Below are 18,235 nucleotides of genomic sequence, written 5' to 3' on the forward strand. Positions count from 1 at the left end.
AACCATTAACGTCGTTCCCCTGGTTTCGGCCGGGGGCTATTTTCACTACCAGAGGTGTCTCATGCAAAAAATTTTAACAGGACGCGTAATTTTGTTTTTCATGGTGCTCTCCCTGGCCCTTTCCGGATGCCAGAAAACAGGAGAACCCCAGTCATCTGGACAGGCGGCCCCGGCAGCGCCCAGGGTGGGCGCCGTAAAAGTCAGCGTTCGTAGCGTATCGCTGTCAACGGAACTTCCTGGGCGCACCGCCGCCTCCAAAATGGCAGAAGTACGCCCTCAGGTCACTGGCATCATCAAGCAGCGTTTCTTTACTGAAGGTGAAGACGTCAAAGCCGGGCAACTCCTCTATCTGATCGATCCGGCGACATACCAGGCTGCCTACAACAGGGCCAAGGCCGAACAGGCACGTGCAGAAGCAGACCTCAGAACGATTCGTTTGCGGGAGCAGCGCTACCGCGATCTGGTCGATATCAATGCGGTCAGCAGGCAGGAGTACGATGATACACTGGCAGGCCTTGGTCAAGCCGAGGCACAGGTGGAAGCCGCCCGGGCCGCGCTGGAAAGTGCCCGCATCAACCTCGGCTACACGGAAGTCAAAGCGCCTATCTCCGGCCATATAGGCCGTTCCGCCGTAACGGTTGGTGCCCTGGTAACAGCCAACCAGCCGTCGGCCCTGGCCGTTATCCACCAACTGGATCCGATTTATATCGACGTCACCCGTTCAACTTCGGAACTACTCGATCTTAAGCGGAAACTCGCGGGCGGCCGATTGACCAACGGAGGCCCTGGGTCAACCGAGGTTTCTCTGCTCCTGGAAACAGGGGAAACCTATCCCCAGCCCGGTCGTCTGCAATTTTCCGATGTCAGTGTCGATCCGAGCACCGGTTCGGTTGTCTTGCGTACGCTCTTTCCCAATCCCGATCGCCTCCTTTTGCCCGGCATGTTCGTCAGAGCCGTGGTCAAAGAAGGAACCATGGATCAGGCCATCCTGGTGCCGCAACAAGGGGTGGCCCGCAATCCCAAAGGGGAGGCCGTGGCCATGGTGGTAAACGAGGAGGGCAAGGTGAAACAGAGACAACTGCAGGTGGGGCGAGCCATCGGGGACCAATGGCTTGTTGTCTCCGGCCTGTCTGTGGGTGACGATCTCATAGTGGAAGGCTTGCAGAAAGTGCGCCCCGGCGATCGGGTCGAGGTGGAGCTCATTCAGGATGAAGGCGAAAGTGTCGTCGAAGCCATTGGTCAGACCTCCGCCGCCCTCAAAGAAGGAGGGGCCTGATGTTGTCACGATTCTTTCTCGCCCGTCCGGTTTTTGCCTGGGTTATCGCTATCATCATGATGGTGGCCGGCGGCCTGGCGATCTACAATCTGCCTATTTCCCAGTATCCGCCCATCGCGCCACCCTCCATCGCCATCACGTCTTTTTATCCAGGGGCTTCGGCGGAAACCGTGGAAAACAGCGTCACCCAGGTCATTGAGCAGAAGATGACCGGTTTCGACAGAATGCTTTACATGTCGGCCACGAGTGACTCGGCGGGCGCTTCCCGTATCGAACTGACCTTCGCGCCGGGGACCGATCCCGACATGGCCTGGTCTCAGGTACAGAACAAGTTGCAATTGGCCATGGCAAGCCTGCCGGAGGTCGTACAACGCCAGGGGGTCAAGGTCAGTAAGTCGATCCGTAACTACCTGCTGGTTGTCGGCTTGATTTCCGAAGATGGCAGCATGGACGGCAACGACTTGCGCGACTATGCCCAATCCGACCTGGAGAAGACCCTCTCACGGGTGCCCGGTGTTGGTGAGGTCGAGGTCTTCGGCAGCCAGTATTCCATGCGGATCTGGCTTAACCCCGACAAACTGGTGGAATATCGATTGACTGTGGATGAGGTCGTCACGGCTCTTCGTTCTTACAACGTTGAGGTTTCGGCCGGTCAGTTCGGTGGCGCCCCGGCGGTTGAGGGGCAGCGCCTCAATGCCAGTATTATTGTTCAAAGCATACTGCAGACGCCGGAAGAATTTGCCGACATTCCCTTGCGGGTGAATGAAGATGGTTCCGTGGTGCATATCAGCGATGTGGGACGCACCGAGCTAGGGACCGAATCCTACGACATCGAGGCATTTTACAACGGCATGCCGACTGCCGGTCTCGCTATTCGCCAGGCGGCCGGCGCCAACGCCCTGGAGACCGCTGACGCTATTCGCAACACGCTGGATGAAATGAGTCGTTATTTCCCTCCCGGCATGAAGGTGGTCTACCCCTATGACACGACCCCCTTCGTGGAGGTGGCCATCGACAGCGTGGTCAAGACGCTGTTCGAAGCGATCCTGCTTGTCTTCCTGGTGATGTATCTCTTCATGGGGAACATCCGCGCCACCCTCATCCCCACCATGGCGGTGCCGGTCGTTATTCTAGGTACCTTTGCCATCCTCGGTCTGTTCGGGTTTTCCATCAACATGCTTACCATGTTCGCCATGGTCCTCGCTATCGGTCTGCTGGTGGATGACGCCATCGTCGTAGTCGAAAATGTCGAACGCATCATGGCTGAGGAGGGGATCGGTCCGCGCGAAGCGACCTATAAATCAATGGGCGAGATTTCCAGCGCCCTGATCGGCATCGGTCTGGTGCTCTCGGCCGTTTTCGGTCCCATGGCTTTCTTCAGCGGCTCCACCGGGGTCATCTATCGCCAGTTTTCCGTGACGATCATCTCGGCCATGATGCTTTCCGTGGTGGTAGCCCTGGTTCTGACCCCGGTTCTTTGTGCTTCGATGCTTAAACCCATCACCAAAGGTCATGAACCCTCGGATAATGCCATCTGGTTTCTGCGGCCCTTTTTCCGTTGGTTTGACAAAATATTTTACAAGAGTCGCTCAATTTACGTTCGCATCGTTGGTCACGCTTTGCATAAAAAGCTGCGCTACATGCTCGTTTTCGGGCTGATTGTTGTCGGTCTCGGCCTGATCTTCCAGCGCATGCCGACCGCCTATCTTCCGGATGAGGATCAGGGGACCCTGATGGTCCAGACGTTGCTGCCGGCCAACTCGACCCTGGAACAGACCCAGGAAGTCATGGATCAGGTTCGCGACTATTTCCTTCAGGATGAGGCCGATGCGGTTGAATCGGTCATGACCATTTCCGGCATCAACTTCTCCGGACGCGGCCAGAACGCCGGTTTGGCCTTTGTTCAACTCAAAGACTGGGCTTTGCGAGAAGAGACGCGCCTGAAAGTGGACGCGGCAGCGGGGCGAGCCATGGGCCAGTTTTCTCAAATCCGCAACGCCATGGTGTTTGCCTTTGCACCACCGGCGGTCGTTGAATTGGGACAAGCTCAGGGATTCGATTTTCAGCTCATCGACCGCGGCGGACTGGGTCATGCCAAATTGATGGAGGCTCGCAACCAGCTTCTCGGCATGGCGGCGCAGAGCGATGTTCTGACCAAGGTCCGCCCCAACGGCATGGAAGACGTACCCGAATACCGCGTCAATGTCGACTGGGAAAAAGCCGGGGCTCAGGGCGTTTCCATCAACACTATTCACAACACCATCTCCGCGGCCTTTGGCAGCGCATACGTCAACGATTTTATTCAGCGCGGCCGGGTCAAGCGCGTCTATGTGCAGGCCGATGCGCCCTATCGCATGCTGCCGGAACATCTGGAAAAACTATACGTCCGCAACGATAAAGGGAGGATGGTGCCATTCAGCGCTTTTGCCACCGGCAACTGGAGTTACGGCAGTCCCAGTCTGGAACGCTTTAACGGTTTTCCTTCGATCAACATCCTGGGGGAACCTGCCAAGGGATACAGTTCCGGCGAAGCCATGGCCAAAATGGAGGATTTCGTGACTAAACTACCGCAAGGGGTTGGCTACGACTGGAATGGCCTCAGCTATCAGGAACGGCAGGGCAGTTCGCAAACAGGGCTCTTGTACGCTTTTTCGGTGCTGGTTATTTTCCTGTGCCTTGCGGCCCTGTACGAAAGCTGGCCCATACCCTTTTCCATCCTGCTGACTCTGCCGTTGGGAGCCATCGGTGGCGTTATCGCCTCGACTCTGCTCGGCAAACCTAATGACGTATATTTCCAGATCGGTTTGCTGACGACTTTGGGCTTGACCACCAAAAACGCCATCCTCATCGTCCAGTTTGCCAAGGACCGAGTGGATAGCGGCATGGACCTGATAGAAGCCACTCTAGAAGCCTCCAAACTCAGGCTGAGGCCCATCATCATGACATCGCTGGCCTTCGGTTTCGGCGTGTTACCGCTGGCGCTGGCCAGCAGCGCCGGCGCTGGAGCGCAGACCGCCATCGGTACCGCGGTTTTAGGCGGCGTTGTAACCTCAACCTTCCTGGTGACGATTTTCGCTCCTCTATTTTACGTACTGATCAAAAAGACCTTCGGGCGCGATAAGGCCCGCGCAGAGGCCAGAGCAGCTGCAGCCCAGGCAGCAAAGGGGCATTGATATGAGAAAGTTACTGGCAATTATGATTTTATGCGTAGGTTCGGCCTTGTCCGGTTGCGCCACCCTGGCACCTGACTACCAACGCGCCGAGACCCTCGTACCCCAGGATTGGCCCCAAGGCGCGGCCTATCAAAGCAGGATCGAACATTCAGCGGACAAGACATTGGCCAAGGCGCCGTGGCAGACGTTCTTCACCGACCCGAACCTGCGCACCCTCATCGCCCGCGCGCTGGAACATAATCGCGACCTGCGTGAAGCCACCCTTAACATCGAGCGCGTTCGAGCCCAATACCGCATCCAGCGAGCCGAACTGTTCCCGGCAGTTAATGCCGGCGCCGGATTCTTGCGTCAGCACGATCCCGGCATTTTGACCGGCAGCGAACGGACATGGGAACAATTCGACGTCAATTTAGGGATAAGCTCCTGGGAAATCGACTTTTTCGGACGCCTTCGCAACCTCAAAAAACAGGCTCTGGAAGCCTATCTGGCCAGCGAGGAGGCTGGGCGCGCAGCCCAGGTTTCCCTGATTTCCGAGGTGGCCGCAAGCTATCTCAGGCTGGCCGCCGCCCACGAACAGCTCACCTTGGCAAAAGAAACACAGAAGAGCCATCAGGCGACATACGACCTGACCCGGCGACGCTTCGAGGCCGGGGTTGCCTCCGAACTGGAAGTGCGGCAGGCCAGCACCACGGTAGAAGGGGCCAGGAGTCAAATCGCCTATTATACCCGGATGGTGGCGGAAGGAGAAAACGCCCTGCGACTATTGACCGGCATAGACCTGCCAACCGACCTGCTACCGGATAGCCTGATCCAGGTCGTCGACAGCAACCTTGTATCAGCTGGCCTTCCTTCCGAGGTCCTGCTGAACCGGCCTGACATTCTGGCCGCCGAGCACAGCCTCAAGGGTTCCTACGCCAATATCGGTGCGGCCAGGGCCGCCTTTTTCCCCCGCATCTCCCTCACGGCCTCGGCTGGGTTGGCCAGCACCGAACTGTCCGACCTTTTTGATTCTGACTCTCGTGCCTGGACTTTTGCGCCAGGACTGACCTTGCCCATTTTCAATGCCGGCAGCCTGCGAGCCAGGCTGGCCGTATCCAGGGTCGATCGAGATATTCTGCTCACCCGATATGAAGGCGCCATTCAAGCCGCTTTTCGGGAGGTCAGCGATGCGCTCGCTCAGCGAGGGACCATTGATGAAGAGATTGCCGCACAGACAGCGCTGGTGGAAGCGACAGCGGCAACCTACCGGCTGTCGGAAGCCCGTTTCAGTAAAGGGATCAGCAGTTTTCTCAACGTCCTTGATTCTCAGCGCGCTCTCTTCAGCGCGCAGCAGAATCTCATCAACGCGCTTTTGGCCCGTCAGGCCAACTTGGTAACACTCTACCGGGTTACGGGAGGCGGAGTCTGAGATGAAAGCGGTTATCGTAGGCGGGGGGCTATTGCTCGTTCTTTTCGGTACCGGCTTCAATCGGATCGTTGGCGATCCGTTGATCCTCTATGGCGTGTTGCTGGCCACCACCTTTCTTTTGATCGCTCTGACGGCTTTCATCTACCCCCTCAGCCGAAAACGACATGAGATAGATGAGGAGGACAATCCGGTGTCTGACGACAACTCCGGCTAGAGGAGCTGATTTCTTTTGCAAGGTGAAGAAAGTTGCGCAACAAAAAACAGGAGGCGACCCCGAAAGGCCGCCTCCTGTTTTTTTGTTTTAGAGACAGGCGCAGATTATTCCAGCACAATCAGCAGATCGCCCTGCTGCACCTGCTCCCCTTCTTTAAAGAGAATTTCACCCACCACGCCATCCTTTTTGGCCTTGACGTTGGTCTCCATCTTCATGGCCTCTGTTGACAGCAAAGTGTCCCCGGCGACAACCTCGTCGCCGACATTGACCAGAATCTTGAAAATCTTACCGGGCATCGGGGCGCCAACCTGTTTGGGATCGTCCGGGTCTGCCTTTTTGTGGGAGACCTCGCCGGTTTCGATGGAGAGATCCTTGACGGTGACCTGCCGGGGCTCGCCATTGAGTTCAAAATAGATGGACCTGGTGCCGTCTTCCTGAACGCGACCGATGGCGTTGAGTTTGATGATCAGGGTCTTGCCCGGTTCGATGTCGATGCTGGTCTCGTCACCGACGCCCAGGCCATAGAAGAAGACGGGCGTGGGCAGAAACGAGGTGTCGCTGTACTCCTGGCGATAGCGGTCGAACTCTTCAAAAACACCGGGATAAAGAACGGCGGAAAGGACTTCGCGGTCACTGATGGCATGTCCGAGTTTCTTTTCCACCTCGACCTTTTTGGCGGAGAAATCCACCGGCTCCAACAGCTCGCCCGGCCGGCAGGTCAGCGGCGCCTCCCCCTTGAGAATGATCTTCTGCAACTTCTCCGGGAAGCCGCCGTAGGGCTGGCCAATCATCCCTTTGAAGAAATCCACCACCCCCTGCGGGAAGGTGAGTTCTTCGCCCCGCTCAAAGACATCTTCGGGCTGCAGGTTGTTCTGCACCATGAACATGGCCATGTCGCCGACAATTTTGGAGGAAGGCGTCACCTTGACCAGATCCCCGAACATGTCGTTGACCTTGCGGTACATCTCCTTGCACTCTTCCCAACGGTGACCGAGGCCGAGCCCTTCGACCTGCGGCTTGTAGTTGGAATACTGCCCGCCGGGAATTTCATGATAATAAACCTGGGCCGTACCACTGCGCAACTCTGACTCGAAGGGCGCATAGTAGGGTCTGACCGTCTCCCAGTAATTGGCCAGCTTCTGCAGACCGTCTTCATCGACTTTGGGGTCCCAGATGGTTCCCTTGAGCGTGGAAACCAGGGCATTGAGGTTGGGCTGGGCCGTCAACCCCGATACGGAAGAGAGGGCGCAGTCGACAATATCCACGCCAGCCTGCGTCGCCATAAGCAGCATGGCGCCGCCGTTGCTGGAAGTATCGTGGGTATGCAGATGAATGGGAATGCCGATCTCGTTTTTCAGGGCCTTGATCAGCTTCTCGGCCGCGAAGGGTTTGAGAAGCCCGGCCATGTCCTTGATCGCCAGAATATGGGCCCCCATCTTTTCCAGCTCTTTAGCCAGATCGACATAGTACTTCAGGGGATATTTATGCCGCTTGGGATCGGTAATGTCGCCGGTATAGCACATGGCGGCCTCGCACACAGCGCCGTTTTTGCGCACGGCATCCATGGCGACGCTCATCCCTTTGGTCCAGTTCAGGGAATCGAAAACCCGGAAGATATCGATGCCGCTTTCGGCCGCCTTGGCCACAAACTCCTGCACCACGTTGTCCGGGTAGTTGGTATACCCGACCGCGTTAGAGCCGCGCAGCAGCATCTGGAACAGAATGTTAGGAACCTTCTTGCGCAGGCGATCGAGGCGCTCCCAGGGATCTTCCCGCAAAAAGCGCATGGAGACATCGAACGTCGCCCCGCCCCACATTTCCAGGGAGAAGAGCGAACCGCCCAGATGACTGGTCGCTTCGGCAATCCGATCGAGATCGAAGGTACGGAAGCGTGTCGCCATGAGAGACTGGTGGGCATCCCGCATGGTGGTGTCCGTCAGCAGCAGCTTTTTCTGCTTCAGCGCCCAATCGGCCAGCCCTTCCGGCCCCTTGTCGAGCAGGATGTCTCTGGAGCCGCGGGGATGGGCCTGACCATAAGGGATATCGGGCACCTCGGGTTCGCGCAGATCCTTGAACTGCAGCGGCACTTTGAGGCCGGGATAACCGTTGACCACCGTGTTGCCGATACAGCGCAAAATCTTGGTGGCGCGATCTTTCTTGGCCGGCAGCACGAAAAGTTCAGGATGGTTGTCTAAAAAGGAGGTGTCGCATTTGCCCGCCAAAAAGGTCGGATGGGTGATGACCTTTTCCAGAAAACCGATATTGGTCTTCACTCCACGGATACGGAATTCCTGCAGAGCCCGATTCATGGTGCGGGCAGCATCGGCAAAAGTCAGACCATGGGCAGAAATTTTCACGAGCAAAGAGTCGTAATGCGGTGTAATCTGGGCTCCGGCGTAACCGGCCGCCGCATCAAGTCGCACACCGAAACCGGCCGCGGTGCGGAAAGCTTTAATGGTACCGAAATCGGGGGCAAAACTATTCTGGGGGTCCTCCGTGGTAATACGGGACTGAATAGCATACCCGCGCATCTGGATATCGTCCTGTCCCTGAATGCCGATCTCCGGGTCGGACAGTTTGTGCCCTTCGGCGATACGAATCTGGGCCTGAACCAGGTTGCGGGAGGTGACCATCTCTGTCACCGTGTGCTCAACCTGAATGCGGGGGTTGACCTCGATGAAGTAGAAATGTCCGTCCCGGTCCGTCAGAAATTCAATCGTACCCGCATTGACATAGCCCACCTCGCGGGCAATCTTCATCGCATATCCGCACAGTTCGGCTCTTTTTTCCTCAGAAAGGTAGAGGGACGGCGCCATCTCGATAACTTTCTGGTGCCGGCGCTGGATGGAACAATCCCGCTCATAAAAATGCACGATATTGCCGTGTGAATCACCCAGAATCTGCACTTCGACATGCTTGGGGTTTTCAATGTATTTTTCCAGAAAGACCGCCGCATTGCCAAAAGCCGCCTTGGCTTCGGAAGCAGCGGACTTGAGCCCTTCCAGCAGTTCTTTCTGGTTGCGAACGACGCGCATGCCCCGACCGCCTCCGCCAGCAGAGGCTTTGACAATGATAGGGTAGCCGCACGACTTGGCGAAGATCAAAGCTTCCTCTTCGGTGGCGATCGGTTTCTCGGTGCCGGGAACGACGGGCACATCGCAGGCCAGGGCTACCTGCCGCCCCGAGACCTTGTCACCCAAACGCCGCTGAATCTCCGGAGTAGGTCCGATAAAGGCAATACCGGCCCGAGCGCAAGCTTCGGCAAAATCGGGATTTTCCGATAGAAAGCCATAGCCGGGATGAATGGCATCGACTTCTTTGCGTCGCGCCAGGTCGATAATCTCGTCAATTCCCAGGTAGGCGTCGATAGGGCCCTTACCCTTTCCAATCAGGTAGGCTTCGTCCGCCTTATAGCGGTGCAGGGACAGTTTGTCCTCTTCCGAATAAATGGCGACGGTACTGATTCCCAGTTCCGTACAGGCCCGGAAAATGCGGATGGCAATCTCCCCACGGTTTGCAGCCAGTATTTTTTTGAATTTCTTGACGGACATTCAACCTCCTCCAGCAGAAAATGAATTTTTCAACCGCACGAAAAGTCTTTATCAAAAATAAAACACTTACAGGCGTACTTAAAATTTAGTTTCAATGATTTTTTTTACGTAAATTTAAATGCTTATGCCGACAGACAAGATGACGCACATATAACCAAATGGCAAATACTCTTGTCAATATAAAATATTGTTCTATATTTTAACGTCTTGATTCCACTGCACAAAAACAACCTCATTTCACAACTCATCCCATATTTCGCACGCACAAAAAACATCAGAACCTCCGGAGAAATAAAATCTCAGGAGGTTCTGATGGCTGTCAATCCGAAGAGGAAGCCCCCTTTTTACGGGAATCCAGAAAGGGCTGAATGAGATCGATGGGGACCGGGAAAATAATGGTCGAGTTCTTTTCAGTAGCGACTTCAGTGAGAGTCTGCAAAAAACGCAACTGCAAAGCCGTCGGTTCACCACTCATCACTTTAGCCGCCTCGGACAATTTCTGGGAAGCCTGGAATTCTCCTTCGGCGTGGATCACCTTGGAACGCCGTTCCCTTTCCGCCTCCGCCTGCCGCGCCATGGCCCGCTGCATCTCCGCCGGCAGATCGACATGTTTTATCTCGACATTGGAAACTTTGACCCCCCAGGGATCGGTTTGCCGGTCGAGAATATTCTGCAGCTCCTGATTGATGCGCTCCCGGTGCGACAGCAGATCATCCAGATCGGACTGTCCAAGGACGCTGCGCAGGGATGTCTGAGCCAACTGGCTGGTAGCGTAGAGATAGTTCTCCACCTCGATCAGGGCCTTCTCGGGGGAAAGAACCCGGAAGTAGAGAACGGCGTTGACCTTGACGGAGACATTGTCCTTGGTGATGACATCCTGGGGTGGCACATCCATGGCCACTGTGCGCAGGCTGATCTTGACCAGGCGGTCGACAAAAGGAATGATCAGCCGCAGGCCTGGCCCTTTGACCGAGGAAAATCGCCCGAGGCGAAAGACGACTCCCCGTTCATATTCCATAAGAATCTGAACCGCCTGAATGATAATAAACAGCAACAATCCTAAAACGACCGCCCAACCGATGAGGCCAACGGGTATCATGAATCCTCCTTGTTCATCGTTATGTCCTGCCCGGGGTCAATAGAGCCATTTGCCGCTAGAGGGTGAGCCACAGGTTCACTGATTGGCCAGGGAGCTACCTCCATGCGAAGGTTGCCCTCAAGGCGGACTACCACAATATCCTGATTCTTGCTGATAGGCTGTTTGGAAAAAGCATTCCAGTATTCCCCGTGGACGAATACCTTCCCTTCCTCCTGGATGGCCGTCACGGCCTGCCCTCGTTCCCCGACCATGCCCTCGGCGCCGGAGAAAAAACGACTTTTCTGCGTTCGCACCACAAAAAAGAGGACCAGCAGGAAAAATCCTCCAAAAACGGCCACGGTGGCCGCGATAATGGCACGGGATATCTGCAGATAGGGCTCGGAACTCTCGATGAGCATCAAGGACCCCAGCGTCATGGCGACAAGTCCACCGATGGAAAGCATGCCGTAGGAGACGATTTTGACTTCCAATATAAAGAGAATGATAGCCAGCAGAATGAGCAGAACGCCGGCATAATTGATCGGCAGGGTCTGGAAGGCAAAGAGGGCCAGCAGCAGAGCGATGGCACCTAAAGCCCCCGGCAAAATCCCGCCGGGTTGGGAGATCTCGAAAAATATCCCCATGATTCCGAGCATCAGAAGCATATAGGCAACGTTGGGGTTGCTGATGGTCGCCAGGATTTTCTGCCGCCAGCTCATCTCGGCCACGCTCAGCTCGGCACCGGCAATATCCAACACCAGGGCCTGCCCCTGGCGCAGGTACCGACGGCCATCAAGCCCCGCGATCAGTTCCTTTTCATCGGCGGCGATGAGGTCGATGACTTTTAGCTGCAGTGCTTCGGAGGCCGGTGTGGACATACTCTCCCGCACGATGCGCTCGGCCCAGTCCGTATTTCTCCCGCGCTGTTCAGCGAGACTGCGTGCATAAGCAACCGCGTCGGCAAGAACCTTGTCCATCATGGTCGTGTCCTGCTGTCCGCCGGCGCCGACGGACACCGGATGGGCGGCCCCGATATTGGTACCGGGGGCCATGACCGCGAAATCAGCCGCCAAAGTAATGAGCGCTCCGGCCGAAGCAGCTCTCGCTCCGGGGGGATAGACATACACGATGACAGGGATGCGCGAAGCCAGCATCGCCTTGATAATGTCCCGCATGGCGGTGTCAAGCCCTCCCGGCGTGTCCAACTCCAGCAGAAAGGCCTTGTCCGGGCGCTCATTGGTCCCGCGAAGTTCAGTCGCGATAAAGTCGGCCACGGTAGGAGTGATCGCCTCGTTGACGCGCACCACCCGGATAACGTCTGCGGCGTATCCTGCCGACGCAGAGCCCCAAGCCAACAGCAACAGCATCAAAAAGAGGCCTGTTCGCATGTATCTATTCATGCTGAAAAGCTTACCCCAGGCCCTCTGGCCTGTCAAAAAGAGGAACCCCCTCCTTGATTACCCTGGCAAGGCATCTTGCCTCCCGATTCGCCCTGTGCTAAGGTACAAACCGTCAAAGATATGACGCCCCCTTCCCTCCTTCCCGGAGATGCCATGAACAACCTTTCACAGATTTTGATCATCGACGATGAAGCCAACAACAGGGATGCGCTGTCTATGCTGCTGACCAGCGCCGGTTACAGGGTCCAGTCGACGGATTCCGGTGAAGAAGCGCTGCAAATCATGCAGAGCACTCCTTTTGAGATCGTCATAACGGATCTTTTTCTGCCGGGCGTCAGCGGCATCGACATCCTCAAAAAGGTCAAAGCCGACTCCCCCTACACCAATGTCATCCTGATTACAGGAAATGCCTCAGCCGAAACGGCCGTCGAGGCCATGAAAGAAGGGGCGTTCGACTACATCACCAAACCGTTCAATATCGAAAAGCTCAAGGTGCTGGTGGCCAAGGCACTGGAAAAAAGCCAGCTGGTCGCCGAAAACCTGTATCTGCGTCAGCAACTGCGCGGCAAATACAAGTTTGAAAACATCATCGGCAACAGCTTGGCCATCCAGCAGGTTTTTTCCCGCATGGAAAAAATTGTGCAGACCGATTCAACTATTCTTATCCTGGGTGAATCGGGGACCGGCAAGGAACTTGTCGCCCGCGCCATCCACTACAACAGCAGCCGCAAGGAGCAGCCCTTTGTCGCCATCAACTGTGGGGCGATTCCGGCCGATCTGCTCGAAAGCGAACTTTTTGGCCATGTGCGTGGCTCTTTTACCGGCGCGGTGCTGGACAAATCCGGCAAATTCGAAGTCGCCAATAATGGAACGATCTTTCTGGACGAGATCGGCACCATGCCGATGCATCTGCAGATGAAGCTGTTGCGGGTATTGCAGGAACAGGAAGTCGAACGGGTCGGCGGGAGTAAAAAAATCAAACTCAACGTTCGGGTCGTGTCGGCGACCAACGCCAACCTGGAAGAGCAGGTCAAAAGGGGATTATTCAGGGAAGATCTCTATTACCGCCTCAACGTCATCCCTATCCTGCTACCACCGCTGCGGGACCGCCGCGAGGATATCGCCTTGTTGGCGCGGCATTTTCTGCAGAAAACCTGCAAGGAGATGAAGCGGCCCCTCATGTCCCTTTCCCCCGAGGCCATGCAGGCCCTTGAAAGGTATGATTGGCCGGGGAACGTCCGCGAGATGGAAAACGTCATTGAACGAACCGTTGCCCTCACGGACGGAGAGAGCATTGAGAGGCGGGACCTGCCTCAGCACGTCGGCGGCGGTGACTATAAAGCCTCGGGCCCTGACTTCATGACCCCGAAAGTGGGAGGATCAGGGCTCGACATGGAGCAGGTCCTGGCGGATATCGAACGGGGAATGATTCTGGAAGCGCTGGAGTTGAGCCAGGGGGTCAAGGCCAGGGCCGCAGCGCTGCTGCAGATCAATCGCACAACCCTGGTGGAAAAAATGAAGCGGCTGAGCCTCGACAACCCCCATCACAAACCACGCTCTGCCGAGTCGAGCCGCATCTGAACTTCTGCTCACACAGGAGTCAGCCAATCGGCCCATCAGGATCTTGGCGCTGAAAGATCAAGAAGCTGGTGCGCCCGGGAAAAGTAGGCGCGATAACCCCGGTGCACAATCAGAAAAGTCGTGATGGCTACGGCACCGGTAATGGCGCACATGATGGCGATCTGGTATTTGACGGCCACAACGGGCTCGGTGCCCGACAGGATCTGACCGGTCATCATGCCTGGAAGAGAAACGATTCCCATGGCGGCCATGGTATTGGTCGCTGGAATCAGGGCCGCCCTGAAGGCGCTGCGCATGGCCTCCTGCGAAGCCTGTCGAGCCGACGCCCCCAGGCAGAGGGCCGTTTCAATCTCGTCCTTTCTCTCCGCCAGTTCGCTATGCAGTCGTTCGGCCGCCAGACTGGCGCCATTCATGGAATTGCCGATGATCATCCCAACCAGGGGAATCAGATAGCGCGGGTCGTACCAGGGAGTGAACCCCACCACCACCAGGCAGAAATAGAAAGAGACCAGACCACAGCCAACAAGGATGGCGACACCGACGACCTTGTAAAAGCCGGGCATCTTTCCTTTGACGCGCCCGGCCATGACCTGGACAGAAAACCCGGCCATGACCAGCAGGATGAGCAGAACGGGCAAAGGGCTGCGGATGGCAAAAACAAGGTGCAAAGTATAGCCGATGGCCAACAGTTGGGCGACCATGCGCACAGAGGCCCACAGAAACTGTTTTTCCTGCCCAACCTTCTGCAGCCTCGCCAGACCGAAGGTCAACAGAATCAGGCCGTAGGCCCAGACCAGGTCAATGGTGTCAAGAACAATGAGTTCCGCCTGTTCCATCCTAATTCTCCACCGCGCGTTCCCAGGGTTCCGCCAGGAAGCGGCGAAGCGAGTCGGTCTGGGGACGACTCAGGACATCGTCGGCGCTTCCCTCCTCCAGGATAGAACCACCATCAAGGTAGTAAAGATAATCCCCGATGTGTTCGACCATGCGCAGGTCATGACTGACCATAACCAGCGTCAGGTTGCGCGTCCGGCAGATGTCTTTCAGCATCTGCCCCAGGCGGTCCCCTGTCGGCCGGTCAAGCGCGCTGGTCGGTTCGTCAAGAAGCAGTACTTCCGGATCGGTTATGAGTGTTCGCGCCAGACAAACCCGCTGCTGCTGCCCGATGGACAGCGCGCGGGCCGGCCGGGTCAGCATCTCGCGGGAAAGGCGACAAGCCTCCAGGACGGTGAGGATCTCTGTACTATCCACGGAGGGCGGAGCCTGACGGCGATAGGCGAAGGGGCGTTGCAGATTGTCCAGTACGGTGCCAGGAAACATGAAGGGCCGCTGCGGCACGAGCCCGACACGCCGGCGCAAAAGAATAGGATCCAGACGAATGACATCTTCTCCGCCAAGAAGAATTTTGCCGGCGCTCGGTTCTTCAAGCCGATTCAACAGCCTTATTAGAGTCGACTTTCCGCCGCCGGAAGGGCCAAAGACCACGGTCAGCCGGCCAGGCTGAGCCCCCAAGTCGATATCCCTGAGAATGTCGACGGACGACCCTTCGGCGTCCCGGCGTGTGACACCGACACCCTGTATCTCCAACAAAGATCCCTTGGCGGCCGTCATCCCTGCTCGCTCTGCTGAAGCCGCTTGAGCACCTGCTTCATATCCTCCCAGACCTCCTGCTTTCCTGAGGGATTTCTCAGCAGATAGGCCGGGTGGTAGGTGGGCATGAGAGGAATACCGTGGTAATCCTTCCAAGTCCCCCGGAGGCGGGTGATGGAGGTTTGGTCCCGCAACAGGGTCTGGGCGGCAAATTTGCCGAGAGCCACGATCACGCTGGGCCGTATGGATGCCAATTGACGGATAAGAAAGGGTTCGCAGGCCTCGATTTCTTCCAGGCGAGGATCGCGGTTGCCAGGGGGGCGGCATTTTTCCACGTTGCAGATATAGACCTGGTCGCGCCCCAGCCCCATGGCGTGAAGAATTCGGTCCAAGAGTCGCCCTGCCTCGCCGACAAAAGGTTCTCCCTTCTCATCTTCCTCACGCCCTGGCGCCTCCCCAACCAGGACCAACCGCGCCTGCGGATTGCCCACACCAAAAACAATATTTTTACGACCCTCACAAAGGGGACAGCGACGGCAATCGCCGAGATCCGTCAGAATTTCCTCAAGACTCTCCCGCTGACAAAGCACAGCCGCCCCCTGCCCTCCTCCACTGGGGGGGAGCTCGCAGCGCGGCAAGGCTTCAGCCCGGGGAATCACGGGGATTTCGTGGGTTCCCGATAAGGCTAAATCCTCGAGCAGGCTTTTCGTCTGCCCTAAAATTTCCAGGATTTGTTGTTTTACATCGTTCCCCATAAGCCCTTTACATCACGCCGGTGGTGGACTAATCTTTAGAAAAAACCGAGACATTTTAGCCTATGGCTTTTTCCACGATACTACTCTTTTTTTTATTCCTGTTATTGCCTGCAGATGCCTACGCCTGGGGGGTCGGGGTGCACCTGCAACTGGGGTCGCATATTCTCTCCAACCTCTCCATCCTGGCCCCCGCCCTGCAGACTCTGCTCTCCGCCTACCCCAACGACTACCTCTATGGCTGTATGAGCGCCGACATCACCCTCGGCAAAAAGCACACCCACTATCTCAATCATTGTCATAGCTGGCGAATGGGCAAAAAAATTCTGGAGGCAGCCAAAAGCGACTCCCAACTGGCCTGCGCCTATGGCTATCTGAGCCATCTGGCCGCTGACACCGTGGCGCATTCCTATTTCGTTCCCTTCAAGATGGTGCGCACCTTCAACACAATTCTGCTGAAACATGCCTATTGGGAGCTTCGATTGGAGGCCAAGGTCGATCCGGCCATCTGGGAATTGGCCCGGACAGTGGCCCGGAAAAACTTTCAGGACAATGACCGCATGCTGCGATCGGTGCTCTCGGACACCATCTTTTCTTTCACGACCAACAAGAGGCTTTTCAATTCACTGCTGCTGCTCAACCGCCTGCAGCAATGGCAGAAAATGATCCGTTCCCTGTCCACAACTTCCAAATGGGTGCTTCCCGAGGAATATCACGAGGAATATCTCGGCTTGGCTCGCGAGGCAACGGAAAGCGTCCTGGTCCACGGCGAGGGCAGTCCCTACTGGAAAGCCGATCCGACGGGAGAACGGGCCCTGCATGCCGCTAAAATGATTCGCAAAAACCTCAATCTGCTCTGGCTTGACGGCAAGTTGCCGGAAAAAGAAGCGGAAAACATCATCACCGAATTGCGTCCGCAATTTCGGGCCGGCATCACGCAGCCGGATCAGCTCCTCGCCATGCTTTCCCAGACCTGACAGCCAGCCAACTCAATTATTGCGCTGTTCCTTCAGACGTTTGATCCGATCGAGCAAGGCATGGGCCACTTCATCCTTGCTCATCTGCGGCAAAGCCTCCCGGCTGCCATCGGCGAAGAGAAACCTGACGACATTCGTATCGACATCAAAGCCGGCACCCGCTTCGGTGACATCGTTGGCGACAATCAGATCCAGATTTTTATCCCGAAGTTTGCGGGCGGCGTTTTCCAACAGATCATCCGTCTCCGCCGCAAAACCTATTAAAAGGCGCTTCCCCTTGTTCTGACCAAGTTCTGCCAGAATATCGGGGTTTTTTTCCAGGGTAAGCTGGAGATTGTCGGTCTGCTCCTTCTTGATTTTGCGCAAAGAAGCCTGGGCGGGACGATAATCCGCCACGGCGGCAGCCTTGATCAGGATGCTGGCCTCATCGGCAAATTGCCGCACGACCTGCTGCATTTCACGGGCGCTGCCGACACGATGGAACTCCAAACCGCAAGGAGGAACAAGACAGGTAGGACCTGAAATCAGCACGACACGGGCGCCGCGCAGGAAAGCGGCCCGAGCGATGGCATATCCCATTTTTCCGGAAGAATAGTTGCTGATGTAGCGGACTGGATCTATTTCCTCTCGGGTAGGACCAGCCGTGACGAGGACCGTTTCTCCCGCCAGGTCCCGCGGGTGGAGCAGTCTTTCGGTTTCGGCCAGGATATCGGCAGGATCGGGCAGCTTCCCCTTCCCTTCCCAGCCACAGGCCAACATACCCAGAGCCGGCTCCATCACCTGGTAACCGACAGATTTGAGCTTCTCTTCATTTTGTCGATAGAGGGGATTTTCCCACATATTCACGTTCATGGCGGGCACGAAAAGAACCGGGGCCTTGGTGGCCATGATGGTGGTGGTCAGCAGGTCATCGGCTATGCCGCCAGCGACTTTGCCGATCAGATTGGCCGTAGCCGGGGCGAGGACAAACAGGTCAGCCCGGTCGGCCAGCGAAATATGACCTATCTCTTTTTCCTGGAAAAGATCGAACAATTCCGTGTGGACGGGATTGCCTGACAGGGTCTGGAACGTAAGGGGAGTCACAAACTCCTGAGCGTTTTTTGTCATGATCACAAAAACATCCGCCCCAGCCTTCACGTAAAGCCTCAAAAGTTCAACAGCCTTGTAGACGGCAATGCCACCGGACACGCCCAGAACAATTTTTTTCCCTTTCAGCATTCCACATTCTCCCTTCG

The 18,235-nt window shown here is 56.4% G+C and carries 13 protein-coding genes; 6 read left to right on the plus strand and 7 right to left on the minus strand.

Annotation, left to right across the window (positions count from 1 at the left end; all coding sequences use genetic code 11):
• The first annotated feature begins 100 nt into the window (after window positions 1-100).
• The 4 genes from MJO47_RS13110 to MJO47_RS13125 are packed head-to-tail and all read left to right on the plus strand — an operon-like array spanning window position 101 to window position 6,071.
• The gene (locus MJO47_RS13110; protein WP_305882458.1) at window positions 101-1,276 is read left to right on the plus strand and encodes an efflux RND transporter periplasmic adaptor subunit; all 1,176 of its coding nucleotides are present in this window, start codon (window positions 101-103) and stop codon (window positions 1,274-1,276) included.
• A complete protein-coding gene (locus MJO47_RS13115; protein ID WP_305882446.1) occupies window positions 1,276-4,449 on the plus strand; it encodes an efflux RND transporter permease subunit in 3,174 nt (1,057 codons plus the stop codon). Before MJO47_RS13110 ends, MJO47_RS13115 begins: the two co-directional genes overlap by 1 nt.
• A 1-nt stretch (window position 4,450) precedes the next feature.
• On the plus strand, window positions 4,451-5,857 hold the full coding sequence (locus MJO47_RS13120; protein WP_253961565.1) for an efflux transporter outer membrane subunit: 1,407 nt from the start codon (window positions 4,451-4,453) through the stop codon (window positions 5,855-5,857).
• A gap of 1 nt (window position 5,858) precedes the next feature.
• A complete protein-coding gene (locus MJO47_RS13125; protein WP_253961566.1) occupies window positions 5,859-6,071 on the plus strand; it encodes a hypothetical protein in 213 nt (70 codons plus the stop codon).
• A 104-nt stretch (window positions 6,072-6,175) separates the two neighbouring features.
• On the opposite strand, the gene MJO47_RS13130 is transcribed toward MJO47_RS13125, so the two are convergent.
• The 3 genes from MJO47_RS13130 to MJO47_RS13140 all read right to left on the minus strand — a co-directional run bounded on the left by MJO47_RS13130 (window position 6,176) and on the right by MJO47_RS13140 (window position 12,100).
• A complete protein-coding gene (locus tag MJO47_RS13130; protein ID WP_253961567.1) occupies window positions 6,176-9,622 on the minus strand; it encodes a pyruvate carboxylase in 3,447 nt (1,148 codons plus the stop codon).
• Between the two features lie 319 nt (window positions 9,623-9,941).
• On the minus strand, window positions 9,942-10,721 hold the full coding sequence (locus tag MJO47_RS13135) for a slipin family protein (protein WP_253961568.1): 780 nt from the start codon (window positions 10,719-10,721) through the stop codon (window positions 9,942-9,944).
• Window positions 10,718-12,100 (minus strand): nodulation protein NfeD, encoded by a 1,383-nt coding sequence (locus MJO47_RS13140; protein ID WP_253961569.1) that lies wholly within the window; start codon window positions 12,098-12,100, stop codon window positions 10,718-10,720. Before MJO47_RS13140 ends, MJO47_RS13135 begins: the two co-directional genes overlap by 4 nt.
• Window positions 12,101-12,253: 153 nt before the next feature.
• On the opposite strand from MJO47_RS13140, the gene MJO47_RS13145 reads away from it, so the two are divergent.
• On the plus strand, window positions 12,254-13,681 hold the full coding sequence (locus tag MJO47_RS13145; protein ID WP_253961570.1) for a sigma-54 dependent transcriptional regulator: 1,428 nt from the start codon (window positions 12,254-12,256) through the stop codon (window positions 13,679-13,681).
• Between the two features lie 35 nt (window positions 13,682-13,716).
• On the opposite strand, the gene fetB is transcribed toward MJO47_RS13145, so the two are convergent.
• The 3 genes from fetB to MJO47_RS13160 are packed head-to-tail and all read right to left on the minus strand — an operon-like array spanning window position 13,717 to window position 16,026.
• On the minus strand, window positions 13,717-14,517 hold the full coding sequence (gene fetB / locus MJO47_RS13150) for an iron export ABC transporter permease subunit FetB (protein WP_253961571.1): 801 nt from the start codon (window positions 14,515-14,517) through the stop codon (window positions 13,717-13,719).
• Window position 14,518: 1 nt separating this feature from the next.
• Window positions 14,519-15,292: an ATP-binding cassette domain-containing protein gene (locus MJO47_RS13155; protein WP_253961572.1), complete on the minus strand. Its 774-nt coding sequence runs from the start codon at window positions 15,290-15,292 to the stop codon at window positions 14,519-14,521.
• Window positions 15,289-16,026 carry a uracil-DNA glycosylase family protein gene (locus MJO47_RS13160; RefSeq protein WP_253961573.1) on the minus strand — a complete coding sequence of 246 codons (738 nt, stop codon included), beginning with the start codon at window positions 16,024-16,026 and terminating at the stop codon, window positions 15,289-15,291. Before MJO47_RS13160 ends, MJO47_RS13155 begins: the two co-directional genes overlap by 4 nt.
• Before the next feature lie 137 nt (window positions 16,027-16,163).
• On the opposite strand from MJO47_RS13160, the gene MJO47_RS13165 reads away from it, so the two are divergent.
• Complete coding sequence (locus tag MJO47_RS13165; RefSeq protein ID WP_371926680.1) at window positions 16,164-17,000, plus strand: zinc dependent phospholipase C family protein; 837 nt, start codon at window positions 16,164-16,166, stop codon at window positions 16,998-17,000.
• A gap of 12 nt (window positions 17,001-17,012) precedes the next feature.
• Here MJO47_RS13165 and coaBC read toward each other — a convergent pair whose 3' ends face one another.
• The gene (gene coaBC / locus MJO47_RS13170) at window positions 17,013-18,218 is read right to left on the minus strand and encodes a bifunctional phosphopantothenoylcysteine decarboxylase/phosphopantothenate--cysteine ligase CoaBC (protein WP_253961575.1); all 1,206 of its coding nucleotides are present in this window, start codon (window positions 18,216-18,218) and stop codon (window positions 17,013-17,015) included.
• Between the last annotated feature and the right edge of the window lie 17 nt (window positions 18,219-18,235).

Origin of the sequence: Desulfuromonas sp. KJ2020 (assembly GCF_024197615.1) — a bacterium.
GTDB lineage: Bacteria > Desulfobacterota > Desulfuromonadia > Desulfuromonadales > SZUA-540 > SZUA-540.